The following is a 16,062-nucleotide window of genomic DNA, read 5'->3' as shown; positions in this document are numbered from 1 at the left end:
CACTCGCCGGACAGCCATGACGAGGCTTGAGCTGTACCGGTGCTCGTCATCCCCGGCCCTGCCACCGGCCCGAGGCCCGGTCCAACCTCCGTGGACGCTTCTCGGAAGGCCCCCGTCTAGGATGACGACCGCGCGAGGATGGCGCATGCGGGGTGACGTCACGCGAGGTCGTGCCGGTCGCGCGGTCTTCCGTGGGTGAGTCGTCCGACCGGATGCGTCCGGGTAGCTGTTATACGGGGGAGAGATTCGGTGTTCGGAATCATCAGGCCGTGCCGTCATCGGCTGGGCGAGGGCTTGCGTACCGAGTGGATGGCGCACCTGTGCGGGCTGTGCCTGGCGTTGCGCGGAGAGTACGGGCAGTTCGCGCGGGCGGCCACCAACTACGACGGTCTGATCGTCTCGGTACTGACCGAGGCGCAGTCGGAGCGAACCGGCGACTGGCGGCGCGGGGCCGGTCCGTGCCCGCTGCGCGGGATGCGGTCCGCGGACGTGGCGCAGGGCGAGGGCGCGCGGCTGGCGGCGACGGTGTCGCTGGTGCTCGCCGCCGCGAAGATACGTGACCACGTGGCCGACCGCGACGGCCTGTTGGGACGCCGCCCGATGGCGATGGCAGCACGCCGGATCGCCGACGGCTGGGACCGTGCGGGTGCCGCAGGCGGCGAGCGACTGGGCTTCGACACCTCGGTGCTGCTGGGGGCGGTCGAGCGCCAGCCGCAGATCGAGCGGTCGACCGGCCGAGGTGGCTCGCTGCTGACGGTCACGGAGCCCACGGAAACGGCAACCGCCGCCGCCTTCGCCTACACCGCCGTACTCACTGACAGCCCGGACAATGCGGAACCGCTGGCGGAGGCCGGTCGCCTGTTCGGTCGACTGGCGCACCTGCTGGACGCGGTGGAGGACCTGGACGCGGACGAGGCGTCGGGCGCGTGGAACCCGATCGCCGTGACCGGCGCGGACCGCGCGGAGGTGCGCAGGCTCTGCGACGACGCCGTCCACGGAATCCGGCTCTCCCTGTCCGACGCCGTGTTCGTCGACGGTCGACTGGTACGGGCGCTCCTGGGCAGCGAGTTGGAGCGCGCCGTCGATCGCGTCTTCGACCCCCGGCATCGCCACCATCAGCGCCACCGCCAGACGCCGAGCCTGCGCATGCTGCCTTGGCTGGGTCGCCGTACGGCGATTCAAGAGCCCGCGGAGACCGGCACCGGCACGGCTTGCGGCGTCGGCGTGCTGGCAGGTGCGGCCCCGGAGGGCGCGCCGACGGCATCGGGTCGGCCGCCGGAGGGAGAGTGCCGGCGGTGTCGCGAGCAGCGCCGGCTGTGTGGCGATTGCAGGCTGTGCTACAACTGCTGCCGCTGCGACGACGACGCGGATCCGGGTGAGGGAGAGCCCTGGCAGTTCGGCGACGGCAACAGCAACAGCGGTGGCTCGAGCCGGGATGCTTCCGGCAGGGACGGTTCCGGCAGGGACGGTTCCGGGGGTGACGGCTGGTTCGGCGGGCATGGCGGCGGCAACTCGTCAGGCTCCTCGGGCGGTTCGGGCGGAGGTCACGGGTCCGGTGGCTCTGGTGGTTCCGGCGGGGGCTCGGGTGACGGCTGTGGCGGAGGCTGCTGCAACCCGTGCAAGTGCTGCTGCGACTGCTGCGACTGAACGCCGGACGGACCATGCGGGCCGCCGAGGGGAACCGGTGCGAAGCTTCTCATCACGCGCGCCCCGGGAACGACCTTCGCGGCCGCCATGGACGGGTTCATGCTGAAGCCGCCTGACCGGGGGCCTGTGGCTGGAACGCGGGCCCCGCGGACTTCTTCGCGTACCCTCTCGATCGGTCAACGCCGCACCCGATAGCGCAGGTGAAGCACCCGGTCGCCCTGGATCACCACGTCAGGACCCTCCAACAGGTGCTGCGCCTGGACCGACCCGAAGTAGCGCTTGCCGGACCCGAACACCACGGGTACGACGTCCATGCGCACCTCGTCGACCAGGCCCGCGGCAAGCACCTGGCCACCGACGTCGCCGGCGGCGACCTCGACCATGCGGTCACCCGCAAGCTCCTGCGCCTTGGCCACGGCTGCCTCGACGCCGTCGACGAAGTGGAACGGCGCCTCGGGGTCCCAGCCCTCGGGCTCCGGCCGGTGCGTCACCACGACCACGTGGTCGATCCCGCCCGGAGGCTTCCCGTCCCAGCCGTCCGTCATGTCGAAGACGTGGCGGCCGACGATTGTCGCCCCGATCTGGTCCCAGTACGGCCGGATGTAGTCGTAGGACGGCTGCGACACCTTCACCTCGCCGCTCTCGTCCAACGGGACGTCACCGCTGGTCAACCAGTCGAACAGCGGTCCGGGCTGGTCATTCTCGTCCGCGACGAAGCCGTCCACCGACACCGAGCTGTACATGACCACCTTGCCCACGGGGCTCTCCTCTGCGTTGGGATGCCCCAAATTAGCGCGTGATGAGCGGTCTCTCCTGTAAGTGATCAATCGGCCGGACGGTCCGACCGGTCCGACAAGGCACGGCCGCCGTCACGTGGTGCGGGCGAAGTCGCCACCCACCCTGAAGGTCTCCCGGGCCGCGTCGGCAGTGGCCTCGTACCGGTCGGCCACCGCGTTGCGGCCGCTGGTCGCGTGGTCGTACTGGCCGGCGAACACATGGGTTCCCGCGGGTACCGTCCGGCCTCCCCTGAGTTCCCAGCGGTAGACCAGCGTGCCGTTCTGTTCGTGCACGGAGCGGGTGAAGTCCGCCTCGGGCAGCGTCTGCCACAAGCCGCTGCTCTCGACGCCGCCCGTTTGCGCCACCCGCAGTTCGACGGTGAGCGCGGTCAGCGGCTGTCGGGTCTTGAGGGTGACGTTGCTCTGCGACCAGTGGGCCTTGCTGCCCGGGTCGACGGAGCCGTCGGCCCACAACGGACCGTCCTCCGTCCCGACTCCGCCGGAGGGCCGGGACGGTGTCGGGGCGCCGCTCGTGGCGGGTGAGCCGGTACGGCTCGGGTCGGGATCCGGAGTGCGGGCGGGCGGGGTGGCCGTGGGTACGGGTGTGCGGCCCGGCTCGCCGGAACCGCTCCGGTCCGGCTCCGGGGGTGGGGTGGCCGGCCCGGACCTCCCGGGACCGGGTTCGGCCGGCAGCGGGCCCGCACTCGTATCGTGCCGCGGCACCGCGTCCTGGAGGGCCTCGGCCGCGACGTAGCCGGCGACCAGCAGGGCACAGGTCGCGGCGATCGTCGCGAGCGTGACCCGGTGCCAGGGCGCGGCCACCGTGCGGCGGCGCCGACCCGGCCGCGCGGGCGCGAGGCCGGCCGTACCGCGCTCCACCCGGGCCAGTATCCGGGCGCGGTCGGGCTGGTGCGACTCGGCCGCCTTCCGCAGGTGTTCGCCCACGTCGGTCATCGCTGAACCCTTTCCAGGAGTGCGCCCGCGTCTCGTGCCGCCAGCAGTCGTTCCAGCTCCGTCATGCCCTTGGACGTCTGGCTCTTGACGGTGCCGACCGATATGCCCAGGGCCAGGGCGGTGTCCTTCTCGGACAGGTCGAAGGCGTGCCGCAGGACGACGCACGCACGTTTGCGGAAGGGCAGCCGAGCCAGGGCCTGCCGCACGTCCATCACCACCGCCACGTCCGGGTCGTGCACCCGCTCGGGGCGCGTGGACCAGAACAGGGCGACGCGACGGCGCTCGCGGACCGCGCTGCGGATGCGGCCGCGTGCCAGGTTGGCGACGACACCGCGGGCGTAGGCGACCGGGTGGTCGGCCGACCGCAGCCGGTCCCACCGGTGCCAGAGCGCGACCAGCGCGTCGGCGGCGAGATCGTCAGCGGCGTCCACTTCGCCGGTCAGGAGGTGGGCGAGGCGCGCGAGTTCGGCGTAGTGCCTTTCGAAGAAGGCGTGGAACTCGTCGGACGCGTCGTCGACGACCATGTGCGGGGTTGCCTCTCGCTGTGCTGTGGCCACGCCCGTGGCCGGGTGCTGGTCTTGCCGGCGGGGGCATGACCACCTTTCTTTTCACCGGGCGCGTATGCGGTGCACCGGGGCGTGGGCCGGGGTACCGCTCCCGCGGGCCCAGGCGCTGCGGGGATCGTGTCCGCGGGCTGCCCGGGCCGGAATCGCTCCGGCCCGGGAGTCTTCATCCCGTCAGCGCCTGGGTGGGCCGCGCGTACGCGGACGCGCTTCGGTGTCGGAGCCGTCCGCGCCGCCGTGCGGCCCGGCACGTCGTCCCGTGATTCTCGCGTCTGCCCGCCGCGAACCGGACGGACTGTGCCCGGTCTCACTTCATCGCCGCGCCGACGGCCTCGGTCCCGGTGGTGAGGAAGGTGGTCTCCGGCAGCGAACCGTCGGCCTTGCGCGGGCCGTAGGCCGTCGTCGCGTCCGTGCTGCGCAGCAAGGAGCGCCCGTCCGGGAAGGCGCCGCCCGCGCCCTTGGCGTCCCAGCTGTTCGCGGCGGTCACGGCGCGGGACCCCAGCTTGGCCGTGCCCCGGGCATTCTGCGCGGCGAGGTTCCGGGACAGGCGCGAGGGCGAGGAGAGGAAGAAGAAGCCGTCCGCGTGATTGGCGTACGCCGTGTTGCGGTGCAGGATCAGCGCCCCCGGGTTGCTGTTCTCGGTGAACCCGTGGAGCCGGTTGTTCCAGGCGGCGTTGCCGGTGACGACGTGCGCGGCGCTCGCGCCGCCCCCGCCGAGCTTGAAGCCGTTGCCGTTGCCCTCGAAGGCGGCGTCGTTCCAGCGGTTCTCCCCGTTGCCGAACGCCCAGCTGCTCTCGATCCGTACGGGACTGGCCCACTGCCACAGGTCGAGGCCGTCGTCGGCGTTGTTCCAGAGCCGGGCGCCGACGACCTTGTTGTTCGTGCCCGACCCGAACTTGATGGCCAGGCCGTCCGCGTTCTGGCCGTGGGTCCTGGCGTCGTAGTTGTCGTACGAGTCCAGGTTCTGGATGAGGTTGTCGTTCGTACCGTCACCGCGCAGGGTGAATCCGGAGTCGCCGTTGCCGTGGGTCCGCAGGTTCCTGAAGACCCCACCGACGGAGGAGGTCAGCACCACCCCGTGCGAGGGCGAGTTCCGGAACGTCAGGTTCGACAGTGTCCAGTAGTCGCCGCCTATCGCGGTCAGCCACTCCCCCGCGGCGAGCTTGGAGCCGTCGACCGTCGCCTTCTCCGTGCCGTAGGCGGTGACGGTGATCCGCCGCGTCGGGGTCCCGTCGGCCTGGCTCTTGAGCGTGCGCGTGGGCAGGTACGTGCCTCCGCGCAGCTGGATCACGGTCCCGGGCCCGGCCTCGGCGAACGCCTGCTCCAAGCCGGCGGTCGTGGAGACGACCACGGGCCGCGCACTCCCGGCCGCGGTGGCCTCGCCGCCGCCGGGCGCAACGGCCAGGTACAGCCCGCCGGCCCCGGCCGTCAGGGCCAGAACTGCCGCGACCGAGAGCGTACGAGTCCTGCGGTGACGTCCTGCACTGGTACTCATTGTGAGGGTTCCTCTGCACGTGTGGGGAAGGGCGGCTCCCGTGGAGGAAGTCGCCTACCCGTGCAGTTGCCACTGAGGGCCGGAAGGTTGCCGCTCCGGCAGGACATCTTTTCTGTCGCTCTCGCGCGTCGCGCCTTTGCGGGAGGAAGAGTGTTCGCAAGGGGCGGTGTTCGCGAGCGGCCTCCGGCCAGCCGGCTGGGCGGAGGCCGCTCACCGTGGCATCCACCGGTCGGGAACGGTGCTCGATCACAGCCAGGTGATGGCCAGCCAGCCAGTCACGGCCGCAGTGGCGATGAGGCCGACGTTGAGTGTGATCCGGCGGTCTTCGCCGGTCAGGTGGACGGCGATCGCACCGATCTGCAGGAGCACGAATCCGATGGCCGCGACCAGCGCCAGCCAGGGTGCGACGCCGGTCAGGGGCGGGAGGATCAGCCCGATCGCGCCGAGTATCTCGACCGTTCCCAGCGCCCTCACGGCGGGCAGGGGTATGCGATCGACCCAGGCCATCATCGGACGGAGTTGATCTCGGCTTCGGAAGACCTTCATCGCGCCTGCGTAGAGGTAGAAGAGGGCGAGCAGTCCGGCGACGATCCAGTACGCGATGTTCACGATTCCCCTCCGCGGTCACCGGTTGCAGGTGACCCGTCGATTCCTGGGGCGGGCGGCCCTGGAGAAGGCCGGCGCCAGGTCGGTCATGTACCGAGTGCACCGCCAGAGACCTGCGACTGTCCAAGACCCATTCCGCAAAGCCGATGCCGTTTGGGTATCGTCGCAGCGTGGAGCTACGTACCCTGCGCTACTTCGTGGCGGTCGCCGAGGAACTCCACTTCGGCCGGGCCGCCACTCGACTGCACATGAGCCAGCCGCCGCTGAGCCGGGCGATCAAGCAGTTGGAGACCGAGGTCGGCGCCCTGCTGTTCGCCCGTTCGCCTGCGGGCGTCACGCTCACCGCTGTGGGCGCAGTGCTGCTGGATGAGGCGCGGGCCCTGCTCGACCATGCCGACCGCGTTCGCGTACGCGTGACCGCGGCGGCCGGCGTCGCGACCCTCACCATCGGCATCCTGGGCGACAGCACCGACCCGGGAGCGACCCGGCTGGCCGCCGCTTACCGTCGAAGCCACCCGGGCGTCGACGTCCGCATCCGCGACACCGACCTGACCGACCCGACCTGCGGGCTGCGCGTCGGACTGGTCGACGTTGCCCTGACCCGGGCGCCGTTCGACGAGTCCGCCCTGACGGTGCGTGAGCTGCGTACCGATCCGGTGGGCGTGGTCCTGCGCGCCGACGATCCGCTGGCCGGCCGCGGCCGGCTGCAGCTGGCCGACCTGGCCGACCGCCGCTGGTTCCAGTTCCCGCCGGGGACCGACCCGATCTGGCAGTCGTACTGGAACGGCGGCGTGCCGCGCGAGGGACCAGTGGTGCGCGTCGTCCAGGAATGCCTGCAGGCCGTGTTGTGGAACGGCACGGTCGGCCTGGCACCGCTCGGGCACGACCTGGGCGCCGAGCTGGTCGTGGTACCGCTGATCGACATGGCACCAAGCCGAGTGGTGGCGGCCTGGAACGAGGGTGACACCAACCCGTTGATCCGATCGTTCATCGAGATCGCGACAGCCGCGTATCGCCACTGAGGACCTGGCAAGCCGCGCTGCCGCAGCTCGAGGCAATTCGAGGACAGTGGTTCTCGGGACTCACTCTCGAAGCAGCGAAGACAACTGCCACCCGTTCTCGGGCTCCGGTCCCCTTTCGCGGAGGCTCGCGGATAGTGATGCCCGTGGTGTGGTGGGATGGCCGGACTCTGCCGTTGATCTGCCAGGAGGCCGTCGTGACGTCTTCGTACCCGTCCCTGACTCATGCCTTGGCCGAGGCTTTGGTCGATGTCCTGCGGTTCATCGACGGCAGCGAAGACGAGCAGATGGATCCGGATGACGCGGTCAACGTACTGGAGGGCGTCGCACACGTGGTCAGCACGCTGCCTGATGATCAGCGACGGGAGCTGATCGTGCTGGTCGGGGAGATGGCAGCCGTCGAGGCCGACCCGGCTCGCCGCGAGTTCCTCGTGGAGTTCCCGGAAGCCTTCGGGCTGATCGACGATGCGCCCTGAACGCTTTCAGGCCGAAGCAGGCTCACGGGCGCGGCTGAGATCCGGATCCCAGGCACTCGGCACCCAAGCCTGGCTACAGGCGGGTCACCTCGCGGCCGGAGGGCGCGGTCGGTCGCGGTGAGCGCGCCAGGCGGCGAGCGCTTCGACACGGCTGCCGGCTGGATGCTCGGCATGCCAGTCACGCAGGAAGCGGTTGAGCTCGAACTGTGAGCCGATCTCCTGACGCTGGGCCGCGGTCCGGCGCGTGGCGTGCCAGTGGGCGACGGCGTCGGCCAGGGTGCGCCCTGCGCCTTCGGCAACGAACGTTCGCATGGAGGCGTCGAAGTGGAAGCCCGGGCCGATCTCGCGGCGGAAGTACTCGCGCAGCACCTGGCTGCACCGCTGGCCCTCGGGAATCACGGTGGAGCCGTTCACCGGCGCGGCGAGCTGGTGGCCGGCGCCCCGCGTCCGGGAGGGCGCGGCCGGCGGGGCGACGCCGTCCAATGCGGCCCGTAGTCGGTCGGTCAGCGCCGTCTTCCCACCGCCCCGCGGTACCCCGAGCTCCCGGGCGAGCACGGTCAGCTCGGCCAGCGTCCAGTACCAGCGGGCCAACTCGCTCCCGCTCAACGCCGCACTCAGCTCCGGTCGCGTCTCGGCGTCCATATTCGAACTCATGTCCCCATGATAGGTCCCTGTCTCGGCCAGGACCTGGTCGAGGCGTCGTCGCGCGGTGGCGGTATCAACGGTCACGTGCCCCGAGTCCCGGCCGGCAGCATGAGGGATCTGTCCGCGGGCTCTAACCGCTTGAGTGACAGCCCCGCGCCGGCACCTACCCGTCGCGGAAAGCCTCAGGTACCGCCCATAGGGTGGCCTGTTGTTTCTGTGACGTGGGAGGGGAACCGGATGAGACCGATGAAGTCGGGGCGGCGTGGGCGGTGGGCAGGGGCGGTGGCCTCGGGTCTGCTGTGTGTGGGGCTGCTCGCGCAGCCGGCCCAGGCCGCCGATGTGCCGAACGGCTCGGTGGTCGCCGCGACCGTCACCACGAAGGCGCCCGAGGCCCACTGGACCCTGGCCTCTACGGAGACGACCGCGGTGCAGGACATCCACCGGACGAGACTGGCGACGTACGCCGACCAGGCCGAGGCGCGCGGCATCCCGAGGCGGACCGTCACGCATGTGCTGGGCGACCTGAACGCGACGGGTCGCCCGCTCTGCCACTCGACCCATGCGTCCGGAGCTCAGGGGTTCTGCTGGAACGACACCTACGGCGACGACACGGGGACGCAGTGGGTGCCGCAGGGCATCGCCGGATCGGGCGAGTCCGCGGCCAACCAGCAGATCGTGAACGGACGCCGCGTCGTGGTGGCCAGTTGGTCCAACTGGCTGACGCATCCGTCGTATCCGAGCCAGCCCAACCAGTTGATGCGGGTCACGTTCACCGACGTGACCGACCCCTCAAGGGTCAGCTACCGTCACGCCCTGCTCGTGACCCCCACCGCCACGGGCTTCGAGCAGTTGCGGGGCCACGCTGACTCCGTGACCTGGTATCGCAACTACTTGTACGTCTCCACCGGCGCCGGGCTCGCCGTCTTCGACCTGAACCGTGTCTGGCTCATGGACGAGAGCGTCGGGAGTGTCGGCGCGGCGAACGGTGTGTACGGGGCGGCCTGGCACAAGTACGCGCTGCCGCAGGTGAACCGCTACCAGCACACGTTCGACAACCCCGAGAAGTCGCCTCAGGACGACCCGAAGAGCTGCGGCACCCGGGCGACGCACAACCCGCCGCCGTGCTTCGCGGGCATCTCGCTCGACGACAGCGGCGCACGGCCGGCGCTGGTGACCACCGAGGTCGCCGGGGTGCCCGCCGGTCAGCAGCAGTCGTTCAACACCTCCGGCGCGATCGTGCGCTGGACGCTGGACCCGAAGACCGGCCTTCTGGCCACGGGAACGGACGGCGTTGCCCGGCCCGAGGCGGCCTACACCTCAACGGTCAGTGGCGCTCAGGGAGTCGCGATGAACCGCGGTCGGGTCGTCGTCTCGGCGCCCTGCCCCGAGTACATCGAGGGGAAGACGGAGATCCCGACCTGCCTCTACCACGCGTGGCCCGGTGAACCGGTGCGACTGTGGACCCGGACGGGCGTCTACGGCGAGAACGTCATGTACTGGCCCGCTACGGACGAGATGTGGACGCTGAACGAGAAGCCCGGCGACCGCACGGTCTTCCACATCGGGTGGCCGAAGCCGACCGTGCCCGTGCGGTCCCTGTCGGGCGCCTGGGGTGACCTGACGGGTGACGGTAGGCCCGACCTGCTCGCCGTCCGGCCCAACGCCGGGACGGGCAGCGGCGCGGGCAACGGCAATCTGGTCCTCTACCCCGGGGCACCGAGTGGTGTCGGAGCCCGGAAGTCCGTCGGCGTGAGCTGGGACCCGGTACGTCTGCTGACGGGCGTCGGACGGCTGGACGGTGACGCGTGGCCGGACTTCCTCGCCGTCGACGGCAATGGGGATCTGTGGCGCTACCCCGGCATGCAGAGCGAGCTCAACACCCGAGTCCAGCTCTCCGGCGGTTGGGGTGTCGTCTCGTCGATGTCCGGCGTCGGCGATCTCACCGGCGACGGCCTGCCGGACCTCATGGCCGTGTGGAACACCGGGGACGCCTACCTCTACCCCGGTGCATCCGGCGGGGGCCTCGGTACCAGTATCAAGATCGGTACGAGCTGGAACTCGATGCGGCTCCACTCCGGGGCGGGCGACCTCGACGGGGACTCCCGGCCGGATGTCCTCGCGGTGGACGGCCAGGGCGTGTTGTGGCTCTACCCCGGTGTGCACAGCGGGCTCGGGCCGCGTGTCCAGCTCTCCACCGGCTGGGGCGCGGTCAGCGCGATGACCGGGGCCGGCGACCTCACCGGTGACAACCGACCTGATGTGCTCGCGGTGTGGAGCGACGGCAGCGCCCACCTCTACCCCGGCACGTCCGGCGGAGGGCTCGGCCCGAGCACCTCCGTGAATCTCGGCTGGGGAACCGCCTGAAAGAGAGACGCGGTCTTCCTCGCCCATGCCACCGACCGAGGCCGCACCCTGATCGACCGGCATCTCCGGGACTGAACGGGTGACCGTCAGGCAAGAGATGGCCGGACGCCGCCGGACGCCTGGGCCCGCTCGCGATCAAGGTTCGGCGTGACGGGGACACCAGGCAAGCGAGGGGGCGGTCCCGCGCACGTGCGAACGGAGCGTGGGACCGCCATCCCGTCCCTCCCGAGGTTCCCGACGCGGGGACTTGGCGGGCGGGCCCGCGCCCTGCTCAGCTCTCTGGTGAGGCCGGTCACGCGCGCACGTGGGCAACCCGCGCTTCATCCTGGTGGGCAGCGGGCAGTACGGGGTCGGCCTTCTTGAGGACATGGCGCCAGGAGATGACACGGGGCCTGCGGCGAAGGAGCGCTCGGCGCTCGCGTTCGGTCATGCCGCCCCAGACGCCGAACTCGATCCGGTTGTCCAGCGCTTCCGCCAGGCAGTCGATCCGCGCGACGCAGCCGTTGCACACGCTCTTGGCCCGCTTCTGGTCCGCACTCGGGCCGAACAAGTCTTCCGGGTCCGCTGTCCGGCAGTTCGCCTCCTCGGACCAGTGGTCGTTCTTCTCCACAGCGTCTGTCCTCCCCGTCGGGTCCGTGCCCCCTCCAGGCCGCGAGCCTATGCCGTTCGATGGCTGCCTGGACGGTCCGTCAACCTCTCACAGGACCAGCAGGGTTCTCCCGCCGGGCGCACGGGGTGGCTCGAACCCTGCCACGGGGCGGTACTCGTGAGGGTGGTGTATCCCGGGGCTGCCTCACCTGCACAGGTGCGGCGAGTAGCATCCGGCGGACAACACCCATCCCCTTGAAGGAGCGTGGCTGTCGTGGCCGACGAGCCGGTCAATCCCCCGATCCGGACCAAGTACGCCGAGCAGCTTGCCGCCGACCTGGCGGCCAACCAAACCGAGCAGGCAACCCTCACCGCGCGCCTGAACCAGCTGCGCCAGGAAGAGAAATGGCTGGCCAGCACCCTGGAGTCCCTGCCTTCATCGGAGGGTGTCCAGGTGTCATCACCGGCCGCCGACCAGCCGGCGGGCGTCGCCGTCCCGGCCCCTGACCCGCGAGAGGAAGCGGCCGTGCCGCAGCCACGGACGGAGAGGACCGCGAGCAGTGCGCCCCCGGCGAAGAAGACCACCGCGTCGAAGCGCACCGCGAGCAAGGCGGCGGCAAAGCCCGCTCCGGCGAAGAAGACCGGAGCACGGAAGACCGCGCCCGCGAAGAAGCCGGAACCTGCCGAGGCGGTGGCCAAGAAGACCATCAAGTCGCAGGGCCCCACCCTCGGCGAACTGCTCGCCGGGCTCCTCTCCCAGCAGCCCGGCGAACCCAAGAAGGTCGCCGAGATCCGTGCCGAACTGGAGACGGCGCACCCCCGGCGTGTGACGTCGGAGCAGGTGGTCCGCAACGCTCTGACGAAGCTCGTCGCACAGGACAGGCTCGAGAAGGACAACCGCCAGGGCGTGGTCCTCTACACCTGGCCCGCGGCCTCGACGGCTCCCGCCACCGAAGCGAAGGACGCCCAGCCGGTCTAGGGCGTGTTGCGAAAGTCCCGCCTGCCTCGCGACGCCTGGCACGCACGCTCGCCGCGTTGTCGGGATCGTCCGAGTACGCCCAGTACGAGGGCGACCCTCCGCCTTGCGATCGCACGCACCAGACGCCGCGAGGCCCGCCCTTCGGGCGGACGTCGGTACTTTCGCAACACGCCCTAGCCGGCCCTGGCCGGAGTTTGAGAGAGGGAGGCCGCAGGGGGTCGGCACCAGAAGCCCGATGAGCCGGGCGGCGCCCCCGGCCGGTCAGCCGCCCGAGCCGGGCCTTCCGCTCCTCGGCCCGCTCGGACGGGACCACGCCCCGCGCGTGGGCGCCCGGCAGGGAGGCGCGGGTATCCGTTGCCGAAACAGCGGGGCAGCGAGATTGAACGTTCATCGTTCCCGCTCCGTATGCCTGGGAGACCTGCTGGCAGGGGTACCGGGGGCGCCGGCACCCGCGGCGGGGGTCGGCGGCATCTCCGAGGAGGGGTCCGACGGCCGCCGCAGGAGACAGAGGACGTCATGACACGCAAACGAGCCAGGGGAAAGTACCGCGCGTACCGAATCGCCGGAGTGGGCGTGGTCGGCGCCGGCGTGATCGCCGGCACCCTCGCCGCGGCCGGCGCCTTCGCCGGGCAGAGCGGCGACCAGACCCGTGCCGCCGGTGCGCAGAGCATCGTCTGCCCGTCCGTCGAAGGGCTGCCGGAGATACCGGCCGCGGCGCAGGACGAGGTCACCAGGAATCTGGAGCTGCTGGACGAACAGCTCACGGAAGCCAACTCCCGCTTGGCGCGGTCCCAGGGCGAGGGCGGCCCGAACTTCGTGCGGAACGCGATCCTCGGGCCGCTGGAGGACAAGCGAACGGCTGCCCTGGACCGTATCGAGACGGCCATCGGTCGGGTCGCCGAGAAGCCCGAGGGGCTGGAGAGGTTCGCGCCCTGCGGGCTCGGGCGCGGTGCCGGGCGGGGCGACACCGAGAGCGACACCGAGAGCGGAGGCCAGGAGGAGTCCCAGGGTGAGCCCGGGGCGGGAGCTGCTTCCACCGTCGACTGCCCGGACGTGGCGAGCAGGTTGCCGAGCGACATCCCGGTCGGGGCGAGAGGCCAGGTCGACCGTGAACTCGCGGCGCTCGCACGGGAGATCGGTGCCGCCAACGACCGGCTGGCCCGTTCCCAGGGCGAGGGCGGCCCGAACTTCGTCGACAACGCCATCCTCGGTCCGCTCGGCAACAAGCGGAAGGCGGTGATCGATCGCATCGAGATCGCGATCAGCCGGGAGGGCGGCGCACCTCCGACGGGCCTCGACGGGCTGGCAGAGTGCCGGCTGAAGGGCTGATCCACAGGGCCTCGGGTCGAGGGTCGCTTGGACCCGCCCTGGTCCCGAGGCTCCCCCGGCGGATCTCCGACTCAGGTCACCAGGGAGCATCTTGTCGATCTTGCCGGGCTCCCGGCGTCCCGAGACGCCATCTCCCCCGTTGTCGTCGGGAGGCGGCTATTCGGGCAGCGGTCGGTCCTGGACGACGTTCTTCATGACAAGGGTGGATGTCAGGCGCTGGACGCCCGGGAGCCGGGCGAGTTGCTGGTCATAGAGCTGCTGGAACGCGGCCAGGTCGGCAGTCTCGCCCCGGAGGAGGTAGTCGGGCTCGCCGAACGGGCGCTGAGCCTGCAGCACGTGCGGGACAGCGGCCACGGCCTCTTCGAAGGCGGTGACGGTCTCGGGGCTCTCCCAGCGCAGAGTGGCGAAGACGAGGGCCTCGAACGTCAGGCCGACGGCAGCCGGGTCGACGACGGCGCGGTAGCCGCGGATAGCACCCTCGCGTTCGAGGTCGCGCAGCCGGCGGTGGCAGGGCGAGACGCTGAGCTGCACGCGAGCAGCCAGCTCGGTGATCGTCAGGCGGCCGTCGACCTGCAGCTCGGTAAGACGAGTTCCCCGGCCGCGCTCACCGCACTGACCGTGGCGGGGGCCGGCTACCTGCTGTGGCTCGGCTGGGGCGTCCTCCGGCAGCCGACCGTTCCGGCGGCGACCGGAGAGAGCGCGGACACCTCCCGCTTGCAGGCGATGCTCAAGGGAATCGGGATCAGCGGACTGAACCCGAAGGCACTGCTGCTCTACTTCTCGTTGTTCCCGCAGTTCATCGACTCGGCCACGGGCTGGCCGGTCGCCGCGCAGACCGGTCTGCTCAGAACGATGCACCTGACCGCGTGCGCCGTCGTCTACCTGGCCGTCGGGGTGCTGGCCCGCACGGTGCTGGGCACCCGGCCTTCGGCCGCCCGGGTCGTCACCCGTATCAGCGGTGTCATGATGATCGCCATCGGCGCCCTCCTGCTGGTGGAACGCCTGGCCGGCTGAGGACTCCCGACGAACTCGCGCCTGCCGCGATGAACCTCGGTGGCCGGCTCGGCAACGTCGCCGTCTGCCTCGCTTGTCGCGAAGGGCCTTCCTCACGGACTCCGGGACAGTGCCGTGCCCGCCGGTCCCGGAACCCGCCCCGGGAGGTTGCCGGGGCGGGTTCCGGGAACTCATGACGCGTTCCGGTCAGCCGGCGGTCGTCTCCCGGTGGGCGCGGATGATGTCCGCGTACCGGCGTCCGCTCGTCTTCACGGTCCGCTGCTGCGTCGCGTAGTCGACGTGGACGAGGCCGAAGCGCTTGTCGTAGCCGTAGGCCCACTCGAAGTTGTCGAGCAGGGACCAGGCGTAGTAGCCGGCGAGCGGGGCGCCCTTGCGCACGGCGCGGGCGCAGGCCGCGAGGTGCTGCTCCAGGTAGTGGGTGCGCTCCGGGTCGTGGACGGCGCCGTCGGGGCCGACGGTGTCGGGGAAGGCCGAGCCGTTCTCGGTGACGTAGAGCTTCCGCACGCCGTAGTCCTCGGTGAGCCGCAGCAGGAAGGACTCCAGGCCGCCCGCGTCGATCTGCCAGTCCATGCCGGTGCGGGGCACGTCGGGGAGGCGTACCTCGCGGGCGTACGGGACCGGGCCCGACGGGTCGTCGGCGACGGTGACCGGGAAGTAGTAGTTGAGGCCGTGCCAGTCGAGCGGTGCGGCGATGGTCTCCAGGTCGCCCGGCTTCTCGGGGAGTTCCACCCCGTACAGCTCGCGCATGTCGGCGGGGAACCCGCGGCCGTGGACCGGGTCGAGCCACCAGCGGTTGGTGTGGCCGTCCGCGCGGGCGGCGGCGGCGACGTCCTCGGGCCGGGTGGAGGCCGCCTCGACGGTGGAGTGGTTGGTGACCAGGCCGACCTGGGCCCCGGGGGCGGCGGCACGGATGGCCTGGGTGGCGAGGCCGTGGCCGAGGAGGAGGTGGTACGAGGCGCGGACGGCGGCCGTGAGGTCGCTCAGGCCGGGGGCCATCCGGCCTTCGAGATGGCCGATCCAGCCCGAGCAGAGCGGCTCGTTGAGGGTGGCCCACTGGGTGACCCGGTCGCCGAGGCGTTCGGCGACGACGGAGGCGTACGCGGCGAGGTGTTCGGCGGTGGCGCGCTCGGTCCAGCCGCCGTGGCTGTCCCGGACCCGGTCCTGGAGGGCCTGCGGGAGGTCCCAGTGGTACAGGGTGACGGAGGGGTGGATCCCGGCGTCGAGGAGGGCGTCGATCAGACGGTCGTAGAAGTCGAGCCCCGCGGCGTTGACGGGGCCGTCGCCGCCGGGGAGGACGCGCGGCCAGGCGATGGACAGCCGGTAGGCGTCGGTGCCGAAGCCCTTCATCAGGGCGATGTCCTCGGGCCAGTGGTGGTAGTGGTCGCAGGCGGTGTCGCCGTGGTCGCCGTTGTCGATGGCGCCGGGGACGCGCGAGAAGGTGTCCCAGATGGACGGGGCCCGGCCGTCCTCGGCCACGGCGCCCTCGATCTGGTAGGCGGAGGTCGCCGTGCCCCAGGTGAAGTCCGGAGGGAAGGCCTCCAGGTCGAGCGGGGTGGCGGAGTCGGTGGATTCGGACACAGGGAACCTCTTCGTGATCGGTGTGCGGA

The 16,062-nt window shown here is 71.2% G+C and carries 16 protein-coding genes; 7 read left to right on the top strand and 9 right to left on the bottom strand.

Going from position 1 to position 16,062, the window contains the following annotated elements:
- Positions 1-249: 249 nt before the first annotated feature.
- Positions 250-1,647, top strand: coding sequence for a DUF5685 family protein (locus tag ACE1OA_RS34255; protein WP_432753953.1), 1,398 nt, complete (start codon positions 250-252; stop codon positions 1,645-1,647).
- A 176-nt stretch (positions 1,648-1,823) separates the two neighbouring features.
- Here the strand turns inward: ACE1OA_RS34255 and ACE1OA_RS34250 are convergent, their stop codons facing one another.
- The 5 genes from ACE1OA_RS34250 to ACE1OA_RS34230 form a co-directional block, all read right to left on the bottom strand.
- The gene (locus tag ACE1OA_RS34250; protein WP_356605932.1) at positions 1,824-2,405 is read right to left on the bottom strand and encodes a dihydrofolate reductase family protein; all 582 of its coding nucleotides are present in this window, start codon (positions 2,403-2,405) and stop codon (positions 1,824-1,826) included.
- A 111-nt stretch (positions 2,406-2,516) separates the two neighbouring features.
- Entirely contained in the window at positions 2,517-3,377 is an 861-nt protein-coding gene (locus ACE1OA_RS34245; protein ID WP_432753952.1) for a hypothetical protein, read from the bottom strand.
- Complete coding sequence (locus ACE1OA_RS34240; RefSeq protein ID WP_384873394.1) at positions 3,374-3,901, bottom strand: SigE family RNA polymerase sigma factor; 528 nt, start codon at positions 3,899-3,901, stop codon at positions 3,374-3,376. Before ACE1OA_RS34240 ends, ACE1OA_RS34245 begins: the two co-directional genes overlap by 4 nt.
- Positions 3,902-4,247: 346 nt before the next feature.
- Positions 4,248-5,435, bottom strand: coding sequence for a right-handed parallel beta-helix repeat-containing protein (locus tag ACE1OA_RS34235; RefSeq protein ID WP_432753951.1), 1,188 nt, complete (start codon positions 5,433-5,435; stop codon positions 4,248-4,250).
- Positions 5,436-5,681: 246 nt separating this feature from the next.
- Entirely contained in the window at positions 5,682-6,044 is a 363-nt protein-coding gene (locus ACE1OA_RS34230) for a DoxX family protein (protein ID WP_356605925.1), read from the bottom strand.
- Between the two features lie 143 nt (positions 6,045-6,187).
- Between ACE1OA_RS34230 and ACE1OA_RS34225 the strand changes: the two genes are divergently transcribed.
- Together ACE1OA_RS34225 and ACE1OA_RS34220 are read left to right on the top strand one after the other, a co-directional pair.
- The gene (locus ACE1OA_RS34225; protein ID WP_432753950.1) at positions 6,188-7,063 is read left to right on the top strand and encodes a LysR family transcriptional regulator; all 876 of its coding nucleotides are present in this window, start codon (positions 6,188-6,190) and stop codon (positions 7,061-7,063) included.
- A gap of 194 nt (positions 7,064-7,257) precedes the next feature.
- Positions 7,258-7,536, top strand: coding sequence for a hypothetical protein (locus ACE1OA_RS34220; protein WP_356605921.1), 279 nt, complete (start codon positions 7,258-7,260; stop codon positions 7,534-7,536).
- A gap of 84 nt (positions 7,537-7,620) precedes the next feature.
- On the opposite strand, the gene ACE1OA_RS34215 is transcribed toward ACE1OA_RS34220, so the two are convergent.
- Positions 7,621-8,190 (bottom strand): DUF6434 domain-containing protein, encoded by a 570-nt coding sequence (locus ACE1OA_RS34215; protein WP_432753949.1) that lies wholly within the window; start codon positions 8,188-8,190, stop codon positions 7,621-7,623.
- A gap of 228 nt (positions 8,191-8,418) precedes the next feature.
- Here ACE1OA_RS34215 and ACE1OA_RS34210 point away from each other — a divergent pair, with 228 nt between their 5' ends.
- Complete coding sequence (locus ACE1OA_RS34210; RefSeq protein WP_432753948.1) at positions 8,419-10,545, top strand: FG-GAP repeat domain-containing protein; 2,127 nt, start codon at positions 8,419-8,421, stop codon at positions 10,543-10,545.
- 292 nt (positions 10,546-10,837) lie between these two features.
- Here ACE1OA_RS34210 and ACE1OA_RS34205 read toward each other — a convergent pair whose 3' ends face one another.
- Positions 10,838-11,155 carry a WhiB family transcriptional regulator gene (locus tag ACE1OA_RS34205; protein ID WP_432753947.1) on the bottom strand — a complete coding sequence of 106 codons (318 nt, stop codon included), beginning with the start codon at positions 11,153-11,155 and terminating at the stop codon, positions 10,838-10,840.
- Positions 11,156-11,407: 252 nt separating this feature from the next.
- Between ACE1OA_RS34205 and ACE1OA_RS34200 the strand changes: the two genes are divergently transcribed.
- Positions 11,408-12,112, top strand: coding sequence for a hypothetical protein (locus tag ACE1OA_RS34200; protein WP_432753946.1), 705 nt, complete (start codon positions 11,408-11,410; stop codon positions 12,110-12,112).
- A 516-nt stretch (positions 12,113-12,628) separates the two neighbouring features.
- A complete protein-coding gene (locus ACE1OA_RS34195; protein ID WP_386540654.1) occupies positions 12,629-13,441 on the top strand; it encodes a hypothetical protein in 813 nt (270 codons plus the stop codon).
- 156 nt (positions 13,442-13,597) lie between these two features.
- Here ACE1OA_RS34195 and ACE1OA_RS34190 read toward each other — a convergent pair whose 3' ends face one another.
- Positions 13,598-14,017, bottom strand: coding sequence for an Lrp/AsnC family transcriptional regulator (locus ACE1OA_RS34190; RefSeq protein ID WP_386540689.1), 420 nt, complete (start codon positions 14,015-14,017; stop codon positions 13,598-13,600).
- Here ACE1OA_RS34190 and ACE1OA_RS34185 point away from each other — a divergent pair.
- Complete coding sequence (locus tag ACE1OA_RS34185) at positions 13,946-14,455, top strand: LysE family translocator (protein ID WP_432754127.1); 510 nt, start codon at positions 13,946-13,948, stop codon at positions 14,453-14,455. The two genes, ACE1OA_RS34190 and ACE1OA_RS34185, sit on opposite strands and share 72 nt — an antisense overlap.
- A 186-nt stretch (positions 14,456-14,641) precedes the next feature.
- Here the strand turns inward: ACE1OA_RS34185 and ACE1OA_RS34180 are convergent, their stop codons facing one another.
- Positions 14,642-16,033: a GH1 family beta-glucosidase gene (locus ACE1OA_RS34180; RefSeq protein WP_432753945.1), complete on the bottom strand. Its 1,392-nt coding sequence runs from the start codon at positions 16,031-16,033 to the stop codon at positions 14,642-14,644.
- Between the last annotated feature and the right edge of the window lie 29 nt (positions 16,034-16,062).

Source organism: Streptomyces sp. JL2001 (assembly GCF_050917515.1).
Lineage (GTDB): Bacteria > Actinomycetota > Actinomycetes > Streptomycetales > Streptomycetaceae > Streptomyces.
This window is presented reverse-complemented; position numbering and strand designations above follow the sequence as displayed.